The organism is Bacillus pretiosus (assembly GCF_051294775.1).
In the GTDB taxonomy this organism is placed as follows: Bacteria; Bacillota; Bacilli; order Bacillales; family Bacillaceae_G; genus Bacillus_A; species Bacillus_A wiedmannii.
In genome coordinates this window covers 582,662-598,190 of record NZ_JBPPHF010000001.1, presented here as the reverse complement: position 1 = coordinate 598,190, position 15,529 = coordinate 582,662, and the positions used below count along the sequence as shown (strand labels likewise).

The window sequence follows — 15,529 nt, the reverse complement described above, 5'->3', positions numbered from 1 at the left end:
ATATGGAACATACATTTACTGAAACTTCAATTGTTGGTGAGATTGTTACACAATTTCCGAAAGCTAGTGATCTTTTTAAATCTTATAGAATAGATTTTTGTTGTGGTGGTAATAAGCCGCTTATTGATGCAATTCATGAAAGAAATTTACCAGCTTCTGAAGTAATTACAAAGTTAAATACACTTTATCATAATACGAAACGATTAAATGAATCTGAAATTGATTGGAAAAATGCTTCTTATCGTGAATTGATTGATTATGTAATTCATAAGCATCATCGTTATTTAAATGAAGAGTTACCGCAGTTAAGTCCATATGTGACGAAAGTATTACGTGTTCATGGAGTAAATCAGCCTCATTTAGCTCAAATTCATAAGCTATTTCATGAACTTAAAATGGAATTAGAACAGCATTTAATTAAAGAAGAAACGGAAGATTTTCCATTAATTTTAGAATTTGAACAAAATCCAACTGATGAAAACTATGAAAAGTTAAGCAAGGTAGTAGATGAGTTGGAAAATGAACATAGCCACGCCGGAAATATTATAAAAGAACTTCGTAAAGTGACAAATGACTTTACTCCTCCAGAAGGAGCTTGCGGCACTTATCGACTTGTTTATCAACGCCTCGAAGCGCTAGAGTCTGATTTATTTGAGCATATTCATTTAGAAAATAATATTTTATTTCCGCGTGCCACTACGAGAGCATAAATCAAGTGCAGGACATGAGTGTAAATACTTATGTCCTGCTTTTTCATTTTGCGAAAAATATCCACGCCCCCCTCACACAAATCCGAATTTTAACAATTTGTGAATCATTATATAAGTGTGATAAATATCACATCTCCCCCTTTTTTGATTTTCTATAATAAAAATATAATCATTTGTTCAACATTTCACATAAAAAGGGGAAACAAAAATGAAAAAACGTTTAGTTATGATCGGAAATGGTATGGCTGGCATACGCTGTATGGAAGAAATATTAAAACATGATAGTGATTCCTATGAGATTACTATTTTTGGAGATGAACCGCATCCAAACTACAACCGTATTATGCTCTCTCATGTTTTACAAGGCAAAACAAATATGCAAGATATCATTATAAATGAATATAGTTGGTACGATGAAAACGAAATAACTTTGTATACAAACGAAAGAGTTCAAAGTATTAACCGAGAAGAAAAAATTATTATTACAGAAAAGAATCGTACTCTTACATATGACAAGCTCATTATTGCAACAGGTTCTAGTGCTTTTATTTTACCTGTTGAAGGTTCCACACTTCCCGGTGTAACAGGATTTCGAACTATTGAAGATACACAATTTATGATAGATACCGCTAAAGAAAAGAAAAAGGCCGTTGTCATTGGTGGCGGGTTACTCGGTTTAGAAGCCGCAAGAGGTCTAATTGACTTAGGAATGGACGTACATGTTGTTCATTTAATGCCTAGCTTAATGGAGCAACAACTAGATACGAAAGCAGCTTCTCTATTGCGTGAAGATTTAGAAGCACAAGGCATGAAGTTTTTAATGGAAAAGAAAACTGTAAAAATTCTTGGTACAGACTATGTTGAGGGCATTCAATTTGAAGATGGTGAAGTTGTAGATTGTGATTTAATCGTAATGGCTGTCGGAATACGACCAAATACGAAAATAGCAAGAGATGCTGGTCTCATTGTCAATCGAGGCATTGTAGTCAATGACTATATGCTTACAAATGATGAATCCATTTATGCAGTTGGCGAATGTGCAGAACATGATGGTATTGCATATGGACTTGTTGCCCCTCTTTATCAACAAGGCGCAATATTAGCGAAACATATAACGAATTTACAAACTGATGGATATACGGGCAGTATCGTCGGTACGCAATTAAAAGTTGCTGGTTGTGATTTATTCTCTGCTGGCCAAATTTATGAAGATGATCAGACGAAAGCAATTTCAATATTTGATGAATGTAAACGTTCCTATAAAAAAGTATTAATTCGTGATAATAAAGTTGTCGGTATCGTTTTATATGGTGACACAGCTGATGGCACACGCCTCTTTAGCATGTTAAAGAAAGAAGAGGATATACAAGAATATACAGCCGCTTCCCTTCTTCACAAAGCTGGTGAAGAAAGTGAACTTGACGTTGCTACAATGAGTGCAGATGACACGATTTGTGGATGTAATGGTGTTACGAAAGGTACAATCGTTCATGCCATTTTAGAGCAAGAGTTAACTACTTTTGAAGAAGTAAAAGGCTGCACGAAAGCCGCAGGATCTTGTGGTAAATGTCGTCCGCTTGTGGAACAAGTTTTATCTCATACACTCGGAGATGCTTTTGATGCTTCTGCGCAGTCTGCTGGTATGTGCGGATGTACAACTTTATCACGTGATGAAGTCGTAGCCGCCATTCACGAGAAAGGCTTAAAATCTCCAAAAGAAGTACGCAATGTTCTTGGTTTTGCACATGAAGACGGCTGTTCAAAATGTCGCCCTGCTTTAAATTACTACTTACGGATGGCGATTCCAGAAGAATATGAAGATGATAAATCATCTCGTTTCGTTAATGAAAGAATGAATGGTAACATTCAGCACGATGGTACATTTTCTGTTATTCCACGTATGTACGGAGGCGTTACAACAGCTGATGATTTAATGAAAATTGCTGAAGTTGCGAAAAAATATGACGTCCCTCTTGTGAAAATTACAGGTGCGAGTCGAATCGGCTTATATGGTGTGAAAAAACAAGATTTACCTAACGTATGGGCTGACTTACATATGACTTCGGGGTATGCGTATTCAAAATCGCTTCGTAATGTAAAATCATGTGTTGGTTCTCTCTTCTGCCGTTTCGGTACGAAAGATTCATTAGGACTTGGTATGCTCCTTGAACAATCATTAGAAATGGTAGATACACCCCATAAAATGAAGATGGGTGTAACGGGTTGTCCGCGTAACTGTGCGGAAGTACTGACGAAAGATTTTGGCGTTGTTTGTGTCGAAAATGGATACCAACTTTATATTGGTGGAAATGGTGGTACAGAAGTACGCGAAGCTGATTTTGTAATGATTGTCCCTACTGAAGATGATGTCCTTCGCATCGCTACAGCTTACATGCAATATTATCGTGAAACTGGTATTTACGGAGAGCGTACTGCCTACTGGACAGAACGTTTAGGTTTCGATCACATAAAAGAAATACTACAAGATGCAAGTATGGTGACTACGCTAAATGAACGCTTCCAAACAGCTCGTAGCACATATACGGAAGCGTGGGGACAAGCACTAGAAACGAAGTCATTAAAAGCGATGTATGAAGTAGAAACTGTGAAATAAGGAGCTGTGATCTATATGATACAAACGAAAGAAAAAATAAAAGTTATGCGTGCGGAAGACCTTCCTATTCAAATCGGTAAAGAAGTGCAAATGAAAGGTATGTCTATCGCCCTATTCCGCCTTTCAAATGGAGATATTCGAGCTGTAGAAAATCGTTGTCCTCATAAAAACGGACCATTAGCCGAAGGAATTGTATCTGGTGAATTCGTTTTTTGTCCACTGCATGATTGGAAAATTTCATTACTAACAGGTGAAGTTCAAAAACCTGATGACGGCTGTATTCAAACATACGAAGTAGAAGTTATTGATGGTGACATTTATTTATACATGTAATTTTCGAAAGGAAGCCTCCTCTGGCTTCCTTTTAAATAAAAATAGAAGAGGTGCGATGATGAACGGATATGTATATTTAGTTGGTGCAGGACCAGGTGATGAAGGGCTTATTACAAAGAAAGCGATAGATTGTTTAAAGCGTGCAGATATCGTTTTATATGACCGTTTATTAAACCCTTTCTTTCTTAGTTATACAAAAGAAACATGTGAACTTATTTATTGCGGCAAAATGCCAAAGAATCATATTATGCGACAAGAAATGATTAACGCCCACCTCCTTCAATTCGCACAAGAAGGAAAAATCGTTGTCCGATTAAAGGGCGGAGATCCATCTATTTTCGGCCGTGTTGGTGAAGAAGCAGAAACTTTAGCAGCAGCGAACGTTCCATATGAAATCATACCAGGTATTACATCTAGCATCGCCGCTAGTAGCTATGCAGGTATCCCCCTCACCCACCGTAACTACAGTAATAGCGTCACTTTATTAACTGGGCATGCAAAAGGGCCTTTAACCGATCATGGAAAATATAATTCATCCCACAATAGCGACACAATTGCCTACTACATGGGTATAAAAAACTTACCTACAATTTGTGAAAACTTACTACAAGCAGAAAAGAAAAAAGATACGCCAGTAGCCGTCATTGAATGGGGTACAACCGGAAAGCAACGCGTTGTCACAGGAACACTTTCAACCATTGTTCCTATCGTCAAAAACGAGAATATTTCAAATCCATCCATGACAATTGTTGGTGATGTCGTTTCCTTACGTAATCAAATCGCTTGGAAAGAACGTAAACCATTACATGGTAAAAAAGTTTTATTTGCATCCGCAACGAATAAAACAAGTTCAATGAAGCAAAAGTTACAAGAAGCCGGTGCAGAAATATATCAAATTCCTACTTTCAAAAAAGCAGAATACATATTAACACTTGAACAAATCAATGAAATTTTTAACGTTGATCGCCTTGTATTTTGTTCAGCTGAAAGTGTAGAAATATTGATGCGATCATGTAGTAAACATCAGAAAGATATTCGTTCCTTACAGGCGAAACTGCAATATATGAACGTTGCCACTCAAGAAAAACTGATGCAATATGGGCTACTAAGTAAACAAGCAGAGTTCTCTTCCGATACTACTGTTTATTTGGGCAGAAATATTAACCGAATTGCTTTTATTCAAGAGAAAATTGGTGCCGGGTCATACATGATGACTCATGAATATACAATTGATCATCGCTTCGATGAAGTCCATTCTCGTATGCTTTCTGAATTCTCATGGGATAGTATTGTATTTGAAGGGCGTGCCTCAATTGATACATTTCTATCAGAAATAAAACGCCTTGGCTTTAGCGATATTCTTACTCTTCCCTTCTCATATACCGACGTTCCAACTTTACACTATGCGAATAAAGTCGGACTTCATCATGTAGATGAGCAATTACAAGACATGGTTATGAAGAAAGATTTGGTGGTACGATGAAAGGAATTGTATATGTTGGACACGGGAGTCGCCTGCAAGAAGGTAATGAGCAATTCATTCACTTTATTCAATCTGTTATGAAAGAACGTAACGAAAGAATTCAAAAAATGGCTTTTCTAGAACTAACAACACCTACCATTTCGGATGCAGTTACAGAAACGATACTAGAGGGCGCAACTGAAATAATGATTGTACCTGTTTTATTATTTGCAGCAACTCACTATAAACTTGATATTCCTTTTGAAATAGAGCAACTACAAAAGAAATATCCACAAATAACATTTTCAGTTGTACCACCCTTTAGTACGCATCCACATATGGTGGAACTTGTAGTGAAAAGAATACGTGAAACTATGCCAATGCAAGATAGTAGTATTTTACTCGTAGGAAGAGGTAGCAGTGATCCACAGCCGATACATGAGTTACAACAAATCGGAGCAGCTGTCGAACGAAAACTCGGTATGCCAGTATCGTGCTCCTTTTTAACGAAAGGAGCACCCTCTTTTACTGCTGAGCTCAAGGCTATAACATCGACTGCCTCCCATGTATATGTCATGCCCTATCTTCTCTTTACCGGACTGTTGCTTCAAAAAATTAAGTTGCATACAAAAAAACATGCTCACATCACGACTTGTAACTGTCTTCAGTTTGATACATATATGAAATTGACATTATTAGAACGAATGGAGGAATGTGTGTATGTATAACATGTACCCTCTTATGCTTAATCTAAATAAAAAAGTAGTTGTTATAGTTGGTGGAGGTAAAATTGCATATCGAAAAGCGTCTGGATTAAAAGATACAGGCGCTTTTGTCACCATTATCAGCCCAGAAATTTGCAAGGAAATGAAGGAACTACCTTATATTACTTGGAAGCAAAAAACTTTTAGTAATGATGATATTAAAGATGCTCATCTTATTTATGCAGCTACAAATCAACATGCTGTAAATATGATGGTCAAACAGGCCGCCCATGATTTCCAGTGGGTTAATGTTGTAAGTGATGGTACAAAATCATCGTTTCACACACCTGGTGTCATCCGACATGATGAATATGTTGTCACTATTTCAACTTCAGGTAAAAATCCATCATATACAAAGCGTTTGAAGCAGGCACTAACATCTATATTTCCTAAACTTATAAAAAAGCTTTCTCGTACTCACAAATAATAATCTATTTCTTAGCTAAAATAGTAATTACCTTTGGACAAACGTTTTTTAGAAGCGTTTGTTCTTTTTGTTTTGGTTCCTTTTTTGAATTAAGCCGCTTGATTATTAGGCATGGTACAATTGTAAACGACACCTAATATATCAAAGACTGTTTTCTTCTCATATTGATGGGATTTCTGTCCATCATTTACCGCCTCAAATCTAATCGTTTTTGCATGTATATTCAAAACAAAATATATGACAAATAAATAACGACAGTTACTGTAATAATGCTGAAAAGTGTTGAAAATAGAACGATTTGTGCATGTAATTCAGGCTCTATTTGATACTCCATAGCAATCGTTGATGTATTTCTTGAAGTAGGAAAAGAACTTGCAATAAATAATGATTGTGCAACAATACCATCAATGTTTAGTAGGTAGATCATGGCAAGTGCTAATAATGGTCCCATCAATAATCTTCCAATTAAAGCCCATGTTATGACTCGATGGAAAAAATTAAGCTTAATGTTGGATAATTGCGCTCCTAGCAATATGAGTGCTATTGCAACAAAACTATTCGCAAGCTGATTAAGAGGTAGAAAGATAGAATTAGGTATTTGAATTGTAAAAGATTGAAAGAGAACCCCTAATATGAGTGCATGAAATACAGGCAATCTTAGAAATGATTGAATAATACTTCCGATTGTTTTTGTTGCTGATAGTAAGTTATATATCCCATATGAATAAGTTAAAATATTCTGAAAAATAACAATGAAAATCTGAATGGAAACCCCCACTGGATTGTGACTGAAAATCAATTGACTTACTGGTAATCCATAATTACCGGAATTCATTAACGAAATGCTATTTTTTAGAGCTGCACTTTCTCCTTTTTCTAACTTTAATGTTTTTGAAATGAAATGACTTACTATCATCACACTCAGACTGTAAAGCATTAAATAGTATATTATCTGGAGCAACAAACCTGTTTCTATACTAATATCATATATATTCACAAATACAGCCGCTGGCATCAAGCAATAATTAATAAGTGTTGATAGCTGCTTTAAGTTAAATTGGAACTTCCTTTGTAAGATTGCACCAATTAGCATCAATATTAATATTGGTAATATTACGTCTAATATAATAAAAACAAACATTTAAAACCTCATTCTACATATATTTTAGTTTGATTAAACGCTTTACTAAATTTGGACACATTTAATTCAAATGTAAACTATGACGCTACCCAAAATACCATTTAAAAGCATTCGTATACAGGATGTTATCGGTAGCTTGTTCATCAAATAACTGTTGAATCAATTTGATATCTCCATACTCAAAAGGTCTTTTTGCTCTTGTAGATGGTAAATCTGTTCCAAACATAAGTGCATATGGGTTAACTTCATAAATCGACTTTAAGGCATTCTCAACATCTAATTCGACACGACCAAAACCAGTAGCTTTCACATGTACCCCTTTATCAACTAGTTTTAATAAATGTGGTAAACCTTCTTCTGATAACCCTAAATGGTCAATTGATATAGCTGGTAATTTTTCTATAGTGGATGCAATTTCGGGCAACTCTTTTGCATCCATATAAAGCTCACTATGCCATCCTACTAAATCATGAACTCTTCTAGCAAAGTAATCCAGCTTCGATAAATCTTCTGAACCACCTCTTTTAATATTAAAGCGTAATGCTTTTACCCCATTTTCATTTAAATTTAGTATTTCTTCATCCGTCACTGTAAAAGGTAATTGTGTTACGCCACAAAATGTTGAACCCAACTGTTTTAGTGCCTTTAATAAATATTCTTGATCAAACCCTTGGAAAGAACCAGATACGATCGCTCCACCAATTACATTCAAATTAGGAGATTCATTCTGATAATCTTCTACAACAAAGTTGGGTGGAAAATACCCTTGGTTCTCAATAATCGGAAAATTAAAATCAATAATATGAAAATGTGCATCAAAAATTCTCATTTCATTTCCCTCCCCTCTCTTTTCTTTAACATATCAAATATGACTCATAAAGAAAATTATGGATTATTTATACAAATTCATAATTTTATCTTATCGACCTAAACTTTATTTTAAGTGTACTTTTTCACAATATCCATTAGCCTTACAAAAAACCTGGCCCTAAAAAATATGAAGTTTTTTCTTGTTATAAATACCGTCATATATTTTTAAATTTTCGGTATATTCCGAATATTTTATGAGGATTTTTCGTTTGTTCATTTCAGTCTTATAACAATCGTACTGTAGCTTTTACTTTGGAAACTTTCAATAGACAAAAAACAGCGTTCTCGATTGTAGAATTAGATTTAAGTTCATACATTTATCTCTTAATATCTTTATCTGTAGGCAAAACAATTGCAGCTATTATATAAAGTAACACTGTAAATCCGCTAGTAAAAAAGGCGGATAATGCAATTACTATGCGAAGGATACTTACATCAATTCCATACTTATCACTTAAGCCACCTAGTACACCTGAAACTTGTTTATCTTGAGTAGACTTATATAATTTTTGCATCTAAACACCCCGATCCGATTAAATATTTGTATTCTAAAAATTAGCTCAATCTTTGGAATAGATTTAACATCCCTTTAACTAACTTGCCCTTTAATTGAATAACATCTGATATCTATATTTTAACATAAAATTCCATAAAACTTCTGTTTTTCATTTTTAAACCACATTATTATAGAATACAAGTGTTTGTTAAGCTAGCAATAAAAAACATATCGAAGCCTATTACTAAAAGAACCCTCCTAGATTACTTTAGGAGGGTTCTTTTTCTTTATTAATGATTCTTTAACATCACTAACAGCTTTTCTTGACTATACATCCACACTGTAATGATTAAACAAGCAAGTGCGACTTCTGATAATGCCATAAATCCAATTGCATAATGGCCTGTTAGTTGGAATAGTAAAGTTAAAATTAATGGCGGGAAGAATCCTCCTAGTCCGCCTAAAGCTGAAACGAGTCCATTTACAATACCCGCTTGTTCTGAGAAGTACATGGGAACAAGTTTGAAGATTGTACCATTACCAATCCCTGCACAAAATGCGACTAGTAGGCAACCAAATGTATACACGTTCATACTAGGCATAAATGATAAAATAATACCTGAAAGTGTTAAACCGATAAATACGAAGATTAATATTTTAAACGGGTTAAACTTATCACCAAGCCAACCACCAATCGGACGCATCATTGTTGCTAATACGATGAATCCGGCTGTCCGCATACCTGCATCTACTTTTTCTAATCCGAAGTGAGATACTAAAAAGTTTGGTAAGTATACTGTAAATGCGACAAACGATCCGAATGTTAAAAAGTAAAAGATACATAGAAACCAAAGTTTTTCATTTTTATATACACCTTTTATTTGTTCCATTAGTGGCGTATTCACCTTTTTCTCCTTACGATCGCCTAATAAAAAGTTCATAAGTGCAAACGCTGCAAGTAAAACTAAATAACACTGTACTGTCGTTCTCCAGCCAACTGAAGTTGCAATGACAGGTGCTAAAAACGAAGTAATTGCTGTTCCGGCGTTACCGACACCGTAAATACCATTTACAAAACCGTGACTCTCTTTCGGAAAGTATTTCGGTAAAGAAGTTACGCCTACGGAGAATACAGCTCCACCGATCCCTACAAATAATCCACCAATAATTAAATCCATCATTGAATTGGCAACACTAATATAAAAGACAGGAAATAATAATAGAATAAAACTAATAAAGAATAATTTTCTTGCGCCGAAACGATTTGTCCAATAACCAATCGGAATGCGAAGAACAGAACCTAAAATAACCGGTACTGCCGTTACCATAGAAATTTGTCCCGCAGTTAATGGAATATCCACTTTAATATAAGGCATTAATGATGATAAAATGACCCATACCATAAAACCGATAACTAGATTAGAAGTTTGTAAACTTAATTGAAAATTAGGACTTTTCATCCTGTTCCCTCCTATGTATGCATAGTTATATTCATTCCCTCCAGCCTAATCACGTCCTAACATGATTAGGCTGAAAAGAATCAACCACCACTTACTGGCGGAATCATTGCTATGACATCGCCAATTTGAATGATGTCATCCTCATTTGCATACTCTTCATTTATAGCGACCATTATCTCACTTGAAATTGCTACGTTGTATTTCGTGATAAGGACTTCCTTTAGTTCAGCAACCGTAATATTTTCACAATCTATGTGTAATGCTGACTTACTTACTTCTTCTTGTAAATGTGCAAATAATAGTACTTCAATCATATTCTCATCTCCTTTCCAGGCTCACCATTTGCATACGCTACCTTCTCTAACTGATCACCGATCCATGACTCACCATCTTCCCAAAACTCTTTCTTCCAAATGGGAACAATTTGTTTTATACGCTCCATAATATATTCGTTCGCCTCATAGGCAGCTTTCCGGTGTGGTGTAGAAACAGCAACGACAACAGCAAGATCAGAAATTTGTAATGTACCAATGCGATGTGTAATGGCGACATTTGTCCCAGGCCACTTCTCTCCTACTTCGGTGCCAATTTTCTTAAGCTGTTTCTCCGCCATTGACTTATATGCTACATACTCTAAATATAGCGTACGACGGCCTTTCGTAAATTCTCTAACAGTACCAATGAAAGTTGCAACTGCGCCACATTCATGACGAATTACTTTGTTTGTAACTTCTTCAATTGAAATAGGTGTATCAATTACTTCATAATACGTATGTGTCATCTTGCACCTCTTATCTTTGTATAAGTTAGCAATCTATTTTTCTATTATTTGTATGATCGAAGCGGTTCTTCCCACGGCCACTCACTTCCGGCGCTTGATTCTAATAACAGTACCGAAACAGTTATTCCTGCTTCAAATCCTCTCGTTCCTCCAGGCAGGACGATAAATGCGTTGGCCTCTGCAAGTGAAGAAATTGCGCTAGATTTATCTAAACCAACTGGTGTAACTTGTAATTGACCATCTACAATCTCTACTCTCCCTCTTACAAAACGAGTAAATGGGTTTGCTTTCAGAAAGTCTTTCTGTAATATTGCCTCTGCACGATATATGTGCGAATCTTTTCTATGCAAATATGTTCCAATGACTGGCCGAACATATAATTCACAACCGACATAACAAGCAGAAGGATTACCAGATAGACCAAATAATAGTTTCCCCTCTAGCTCAGCTACAGTTGTCACACTTCCTGGTCGCATCGCTATTTTGTTAAAAAGTTCATTAGCTCGTAATCTCTCATAAATAGCAGGTAAATAGTCATAGTCTCCTACCGAAACACCACCAGTTGTAATTAAAATATTGACTTCTTTTATCGCTTTTTTCACAGTGTTATAACATGTCTCAAAATCGTCAGCGAATTGTCCATAATACTGTACAACTCCGCCCGCTCGTTCAACTTGAGCAGCTATCATATAGGAGTTACTATTTCGAATCTTCCCTGTCTTTAATTGTTCATGTACTTCAAGCAGTTCACTTCCTGTCGTTACAATTCCAATAACCGGCTGTTTTACAACGTGAACGGTACTATAACCAAACGTTGAAAGATGCGCCACTACTCCAGGGTTAATAACAGTCCCTTTTTTCACAAGGATGGTATTTTGTTTTACATCTTCACCTTTAAAAGAAATGTTATCACCAGCGGCGAAGGAGCGTTTTAATTTCATATACGTCTTTTCTTTTTCTTCAAATCCTTCCGTTAGCTCTAACATAACAACCGCATTACACCCTTTCGGAATTGCGGCTCCTGTCATAATACGGACAGCTTGAAATGCTTTCACTTCTTCTGTAAAAACAAAACCGGCTCCAATTTCACCAATCACTTCAAACAGAATGGAATTACTGCTACTTGCTTCTTTTGTATCTTCTGCTCGAATCGCAAACCCGTCGTATGGAGAGCGATCAAAATGAGGGACATCATGATCTGCAATAACATCTTCTCCAAGAATTCTTCCGTAACTTTCTATAAGAGAAACCTCTTCTATTTCACCTTGATGAGCGTATTTCATTACACGTGCCACTGCTTCTGCCACCGGAATTGGTATACGTTTTTCTAACATTCTTTTTCACCTCGTTTTAATAAGGGGCAACGCTCTTTCTGTTCATCCTATATATTTTGCGTGTAATCGTTTTGCTATTTTCACATCACTTGTCCCATGAATAAATGCCCTACCGTCTGTAAATAAAACGAAACGATATTCATCAATTAGAAATGATAGTAAGTATGGCGTTTTTTTGACATGTACACTCTTTTGTAATCGTTTTTGAATTTCGTTTAAATTAAGATTTTTCTTTATTCCTGAACGGATTTGAACTGTATTCCGTCCGCATAACACTTCCGTTTTCATTTGCGTTTCAAATGTTAAACTTGGATACGTTCGTGATTTTCCGCAAGATGGACATGTACTTTTTTTCTGTCTATTTACTTTTAATGAGAGATATTGATTGTTCCAAATATCAAATGATAACATCGTCCCTCTTAACGACTCATAATCATCCACCAATATTTTCATCGCCTCTGTTACTTGGTGAGCAACAACCATTTGTACAGCTGGCTGAATGATTCCGGCTGTATCGCATGTTGCACCGCTCATAGGATGGTCCATTAGGCAGCGAAAACATGGTGTTTTTCCAGGAAGAATTGTATACGTTACACCGTAACTCCCGATGCATCCGCCGTATATCCAGGGTATATTCTCTTTTTGTGAAATGTCATTTATAAGTAAACGCGTATCGAAATTGTCAGTCGCATCTATGATAAGGTCCACATCTTTTGTTAACTCTTCTATTTCTTGCATTGTGACATCTGTTACAACTGGTACAATTTCCACTTCAGAATTAATCTTTCTTAAATGTTCTGCCGCTGCAATTGCTTTCGGTTTACAATGCTTTGCATCTTCTTCTGTATATAACTGTTGCCGCTGTAAATTACTCCATTCGACGTAGTCACGATCGGCAATTGTCAATTTCCCAATTCCCATCCTAACGAGCGCTTCCGCATTTGCAGCTCCTAGTGCACCCGCACCGATTAGTAGCACTTGCTTTTCTCTTATTTTGCTTTGTCCCATTTCACCAATTCCAGAAAACAATACTTGCCTTGAATATCGCTCTTGCATAGAGAATCCTCCTTTCGCTATCCGCCAATGTATGACATTTCAACTTTTGGACGTTTATTTGTACTTTCCACCGTTCTTTCATCTGAATATCGATCTGTTCTATATCGCCATGTATGTTGTAAAATTTTTAATAGTGAGGCATCCGAAATATTTTCTCGAAGAAGCGTTCGCAAATCCGTTCCTTTTTCTCCAAATAAGCACGTATAAAATTTGCCGTCTGCCGAAATACGAGCTCTCGTACAAGAAGAACAAAATGACTCAGATACTGAAGGAATAAATCCAACTTCGGCATCGCTCCCTACATATCGATACAATTTCGCAACTTCTCCAAAATAACGAGGTTGAACAGGCTCAATCGGATATACGCGATTGATCTTCTCTATTAATTGTTCCTTCGTAATAACTTGTTCAAAGTTCCATCCGTTCGTACTGCCCACATCCATAAACTCAATAAAACGAAGCTGAATTTCTTGTTCTTTAAAATAACGAGCCATATGAAGAATTTGGCTATCATTCATTCCTTTTTTTACGACCATATTTACCTTTACTTCTAATCCTGCAGCCTTTGCTGCTTCAATTCCTTTTAATACCGGTTTTGTACTTACATTTCTTCCATTAATTTTTTGGAAGACGTGATCCTCTATCGCATCTAAACTAATATTTACACGTTTTAATCCCGCGTCTTTTAACGCCTGAGCTTGTTTTGCTAAATGAATTCCGTTTGTTGTGAGCCCAATGTCTTTTAAACCTTCTAGCTTTGTAAGTCTAGCGATTAACTTCGGTAAGTCTTTACGCAATAACGGTTCACCGCCAGTAAGTCTAATTTTTTCAACTCCCATACTTATAAATAATCTAGCTAGTCTTTCTATTTCATCAAAAGTTAATAAAAACTCTTCCTGTAAAAAAGCGTAATCAGATCCGAACACTTCAGCAGGCATACAGTATGTGCACCTAAAATTACAACGATCAATAACTGAAATACGTAAATCTTGAAGTGGACGTTCTAAAGAATCTTTCATTTTCTCGTGCATCTATATCCCTTCTTTTCTGCTGCAATCCTTAGTAAGTTTTCAATTTTTCATTTGCCTTTATTATAAAAAATAAGATACATATTCAATGTGACTTTTCTCACATCACTTTCCCCATTCAAAAATTCTTCACAAATCCGTTCAAATTTTGTTCACATCTTCAGTGCCTACTCCTTGCGGTCATTGAAATTTTACATCAATTTTGAAATAGCTCTTGCATTTTCAGCATACTTACACTCAAAATAGGAAATGGATTGCTTATAAGAAGAAAGGTGATTGCTGTGACAAACAGTATGAAATTATCTCAAGATTTAAAGGAATTACTTGCATCTGTTGAATATAAAATGCAGATAAAAAAAGGTAGTTTTATTTTTCAAGAAGGTATGGAGGCAACCGAACTCTATATTATCCACTCAGGAAAAGTACAAATTAGTAAACTTAGTGCTGACGGACAAGAATTAACACTTCGAATTTGTTCGGCATATGACATTATTGGAGAATTAACATTGTTCACGGACGATGCGAAGTATTTATTAAATTCAAAATGCCTTGAAGATGTTGAAGTAGGCGTTATAAAGCGTGAAGCGTTAGAAAGAGAATTACTCCAAAAGCCCGCACTTGTATTTGAATTTATGAAATGGATTAGTGAACATTTAAGAAGAATGCAAACGAAGTTCCGAGATTTAGTATTACACGGCAAAAAAGGTGCCCTTTATTCTACCCTCATTCGAATGACAAATAGTTACGGTGTATTAAAAGAAAATGGTATTCTCATCGATTTACCGTTAACGAATCAAGAACTCGCTAATTTCTGTGCAACTTCACGCGAAAGTGTAAATCGGATGTTAAATGAATTAAAAAAGCAAGGTACAATTTCTATTCATAAAGGAAAGATTACAATCCACGATTTACAATTTTTAAAATGTGAAATTGCATGTGAAGATTGCTCTGCCTCTGTTTGTAGTATTGATTAGCGTCTTATTTAGATACTTATACCTATAAAGAAAGCCGAGGTCTCCAATTAGATCTCGGCTTTCTTTATAAGTTACTAAA

The 15,529-nt window shown here is 35.8% G+C and carries 16 protein-coding genes; 7 read left to right on the top strand and 9 right to left on the bottom strand.

Features of this window, described 5'->3' with window-relative positions:
- Positions 1 to 2: 2 nt before the first annotated feature.
- The 6 genes from ric (at position 3) to ACSG5Z_RS03030 (ending at position 6,310) form a co-directional block, all read left to right on the top strand.
- Positions 3 to 710 carry an iron-sulfur cluster repair di-iron protein gene (ric, locus tag ACSG5Z_RS03055; protein WP_435710642.1) on the top strand — a complete coding sequence of 236 codons (708 nt, stop codon included), beginning with the start codon at positions 3 to 5 and terminating at the stop codon, positions 708 to 710.
- Positions 711 to 918: 208 nt separating this feature from the next.
- A complete protein-coding gene (nirB, locus tag ACSG5Z_RS03050) occupies positions 919 to 3,324 on the top strand; it encodes an NADPH-nitrite reductase large subunit (RefSeq protein WP_435710641.1) in 2,406 nt (801 codons plus the stop codon).
- Positions 3,325 to 3,339: 15 nt separating this feature from the next.
- Complete coding sequence (gene nirD, locus ACSG5Z_RS03045; RefSeq protein ID WP_000616693.1) at positions 3,340 to 3,657, top strand: nitrite reductase small subunit NirD; 318 nt, start codon at positions 3,340 to 3,342, stop codon at positions 3,655 to 3,657.
- 58 nt (positions 3,658 to 3,715) lie between these two features.
- On the top strand, positions 3,716 to 5,140 hold the full coding sequence (locus ACSG5Z_RS03040; RefSeq protein WP_435710640.1) for a uroporphyrin-III C-methyltransferase: 1,425 nt from the start codon (positions 3,716 to 3,718) through the stop codon (positions 5,138 to 5,140).
- The gene (locus ACSG5Z_RS03035; RefSeq protein ID WP_435710639.1) at positions 5,137 to 5,847 is read left to right on the top strand and encodes a sirohydrochlorin chelatase; all 711 of its coding nucleotides are present in this window, start codon (positions 5,137 to 5,139) and stop codon (positions 5,845 to 5,847) included. The genes ACSG5Z_RS03040 and ACSG5Z_RS03035 overlap by 4 nt, the downstream gene beginning before the upstream one ends.
- A complete protein-coding gene (locus ACSG5Z_RS03030) occupies positions 5,840 to 6,310 on the top strand; it encodes a precorrin-2 dehydrogenase (RefSeq protein ID WP_435710638.1) in 471 nt (156 codons plus the stop codon). The genes ACSG5Z_RS03035 and ACSG5Z_RS03030 overlap by 8 nt, the downstream gene beginning before the upstream one ends.
- Positions 6,311 to 6,533: 223 nt before the next feature.
- Here ACSG5Z_RS03030 and ACSG5Z_RS03025 read toward each other — a convergent pair whose 3' ends face one another.
- The 9 genes from ACSG5Z_RS03025 to moaA form a co-directional block, all read right to left on the bottom strand.
- On the bottom strand, positions 6,534 to 7,451 hold the full coding sequence (locus ACSG5Z_RS03025; RefSeq protein ID WP_262748127.1) for an AEC family transporter: 918 nt from the start codon (positions 7,449 to 7,451) through the stop codon (positions 6,534 to 6,536).
- Positions 7,452 to 7,536: 85 nt separating this feature from the next.
- On the bottom strand, positions 7,537 to 8,280 hold the full coding sequence (locus ACSG5Z_RS03020) for an amidohydrolase family protein (protein WP_088063162.1): 744 nt from the start codon (positions 8,278 to 8,280) through the stop codon (positions 7,537 to 7,539).
- Between the two features lie 358 nt (positions 8,281 to 8,638).
- Complete coding sequence (locus ACSG5Z_RS03015; protein WP_435710637.1) at positions 8,639 to 8,836, bottom strand: PspC domain-containing protein; 198 nt, start codon at positions 8,834 to 8,836, stop codon at positions 8,639 to 8,641.
- Positions 8,837 to 9,107: 271 nt separating this feature from the next.
- Entirely contained in the window at positions 9,108 to 10,277 is a 1,170-nt protein-coding gene (gene narK / locus ACSG5Z_RS03010; RefSeq protein ID WP_087959667.1) for a nitrate transporter NarK, read from the bottom strand.
- Positions 10,278 to 10,357: 80 nt separating this feature from the next.
- The gene (gene moaD, locus ACSG5Z_RS03005) at positions 10,358 to 10,591 is read right to left on the bottom strand and encodes a molybdopterin converting factor subunit 1 (protein WP_098088286.1); all 234 of its coding nucleotides are present in this window, start codon (positions 10,589 to 10,591) and stop codon (positions 10,358 to 10,360) included.
- On the bottom strand, positions 10,588 to 11,058 hold the full coding sequence (locus ACSG5Z_RS03000) for a molybdenum cofactor biosynthesis protein MoaE (RefSeq protein ID WP_435710636.1): 471 nt from the start codon (positions 11,056 to 11,058) through the stop codon (positions 10,588 to 10,590). Before ACSG5Z_RS03000 ends, moaD begins: the two co-directional genes overlap by 4 nt.
- Positions 11,059 to 11,102: 44 nt before the next feature.
- Positions 11,103 to 12,392, bottom strand: a complete 1,290-nt coding sequence (locus ACSG5Z_RS02995; RefSeq protein WP_435710635.1) for a molybdopterin molybdotransferase MoeA — start codon at positions 12,390 to 12,392, stop codon at positions 11,103 to 11,105.
- Between the two features lie 42 nt (positions 12,393 to 12,434).
- Positions 12,435 to 13,448 carry a molybdopterin-synthase adenylyltransferase MoeB gene (locus ACSG5Z_RS02990; RefSeq protein WP_435710634.1) on the bottom strand — a complete coding sequence of 338 codons (1,014 nt, stop codon included), beginning with the start codon at positions 13,446 to 13,448 and terminating at the stop codon, positions 12,435 to 12,437.
- 17 nt (positions 13,449 to 13,465) lie between these two features.
- Positions 13,466 to 14,479, bottom strand: a complete 1,014-nt coding sequence (moaA, locus tag ACSG5Z_RS02985; protein WP_435710633.1) for a GTP 3',8-cyclase MoaA — start codon at positions 14,477 to 14,479, stop codon at positions 13,466 to 13,468.
- A 278-nt stretch (positions 14,480 to 14,757) separates the two neighbouring features.
- Here moaA and ACSG5Z_RS02980 point away from each other — a divergent pair, with 278 nt between their 5' ends.
- Entirely contained in the window at positions 14,758 to 15,450 is a 693-nt protein-coding gene (locus ACSG5Z_RS02980; protein ID WP_046953630.1) for a Crp/Fnr family transcriptional regulator, read from the top strand.
- Positions 15,451 to 15,529: the final 79 nt, after the last annotated feature.

What these genes read in the sequence shown, in the direction of transcription:
- moaA (WP_435710633.1), bottom strand. Translation starts at nt 14,479, where the DNA reads ATGCACGAGAAAATGAAAGATTCTTTAGAACGTCCACTTCAAGATTTA.
- ACSG5Z_RS02990 (WP_435710634.1), bottom strand. Translation starts at nt 13,448, where the DNA reads ATGCAAGAGCGATATTCAAGGCAAGTATTGTTTTCTGGAATTGGTGAA.
- ACSG5Z_RS03030 (WP_435710638.1), top strand. Translation starts at nt 5,840, where the DNA reads ATGTATAACATGTACCCTCTTATGCTTAATCTAAATAAAAAAGTAGTT.
- nirD (WP_000616693.1), top strand. Translation starts at nt 3,340, where the DNA reads ATGATACAAACGAAAGAAAAAATAAAAGTTATGCGTGCGGAAGACCTT.
- ACSG5Z_RS03025 (WP_262748127.1), bottom strand. Translation starts at nt 7,451, where the DNA reads ATGTTTGTTTTTATTATATTAGACGTAATATTACCAATATTAATATTG.
- ACSG5Z_RS03035 (WP_435710639.1), top strand. Translation starts at nt 5,137, where the DNA reads ATGAAAGGAATTGTATATGTTGGACACGGGAGTCGCCTGCAAGAAGGT.
- moaD (WP_098088286.1), bottom strand. Translation starts at nt 10,591, where the DNA reads ATGATTGAAGTACTATTATTTGCACATTTACAAGAAGAAGTAAGTAAG.
- narK (WP_087959667.1), bottom strand. Translation starts at nt 10,277, where the DNA reads ATGAAAAGTCCTAATTTTCAATTAAGTTTACAAACTTCTAATCTAGTT.
- ric (WP_435710642.1), top strand. Translation starts at nt 3, where the DNA reads ATGGAACATACATTTACTGAAACTTCAATTGTTGGTGAGATTGTTACA.
- ACSG5Z_RS03020 (WP_088063162.1), bottom strand. Translation starts at nt 8,280, where the DNA reads ATGAGAATTTTTGATGCACATTTTCATATTATTGATTTTAATTTTCCG.
- ACSG5Z_RS03000 (WP_435710636.1), bottom strand. Translation starts at nt 11,058, where the DNA reads ATGACACATACGTATTATGAAGTAATTGATACACCTATTTCAATTGAA.
- ACSG5Z_RS03015 (WP_435710637.1), bottom strand. Translation starts at nt 8,836, where the DNA reads ATGCAAAAATTATATAAGTCTACTCAAGATAAACAAGTTTCAGGTGTA.
- nirB (WP_435710641.1), top strand. Translation starts at nt 919, where the DNA reads ATGAAAAAACGTTTAGTTATGATCGGAAATGGTATGGCTGGCATACGC.
- ACSG5Z_RS02995 (WP_435710635.1), bottom strand. Translation starts at nt 12,392, where the DNA reads ATGTTAGAAAAACGTATACCAATTCCGGTGGCAGAAGCAGTGGCACGT.
- ACSG5Z_RS03040 (WP_435710640.1), top strand. Translation starts at nt 3,716, where the DNA reads ATGAACGGATATGTATATTTAGTTGGTGCAGGACCAGGTGATGAAGGG.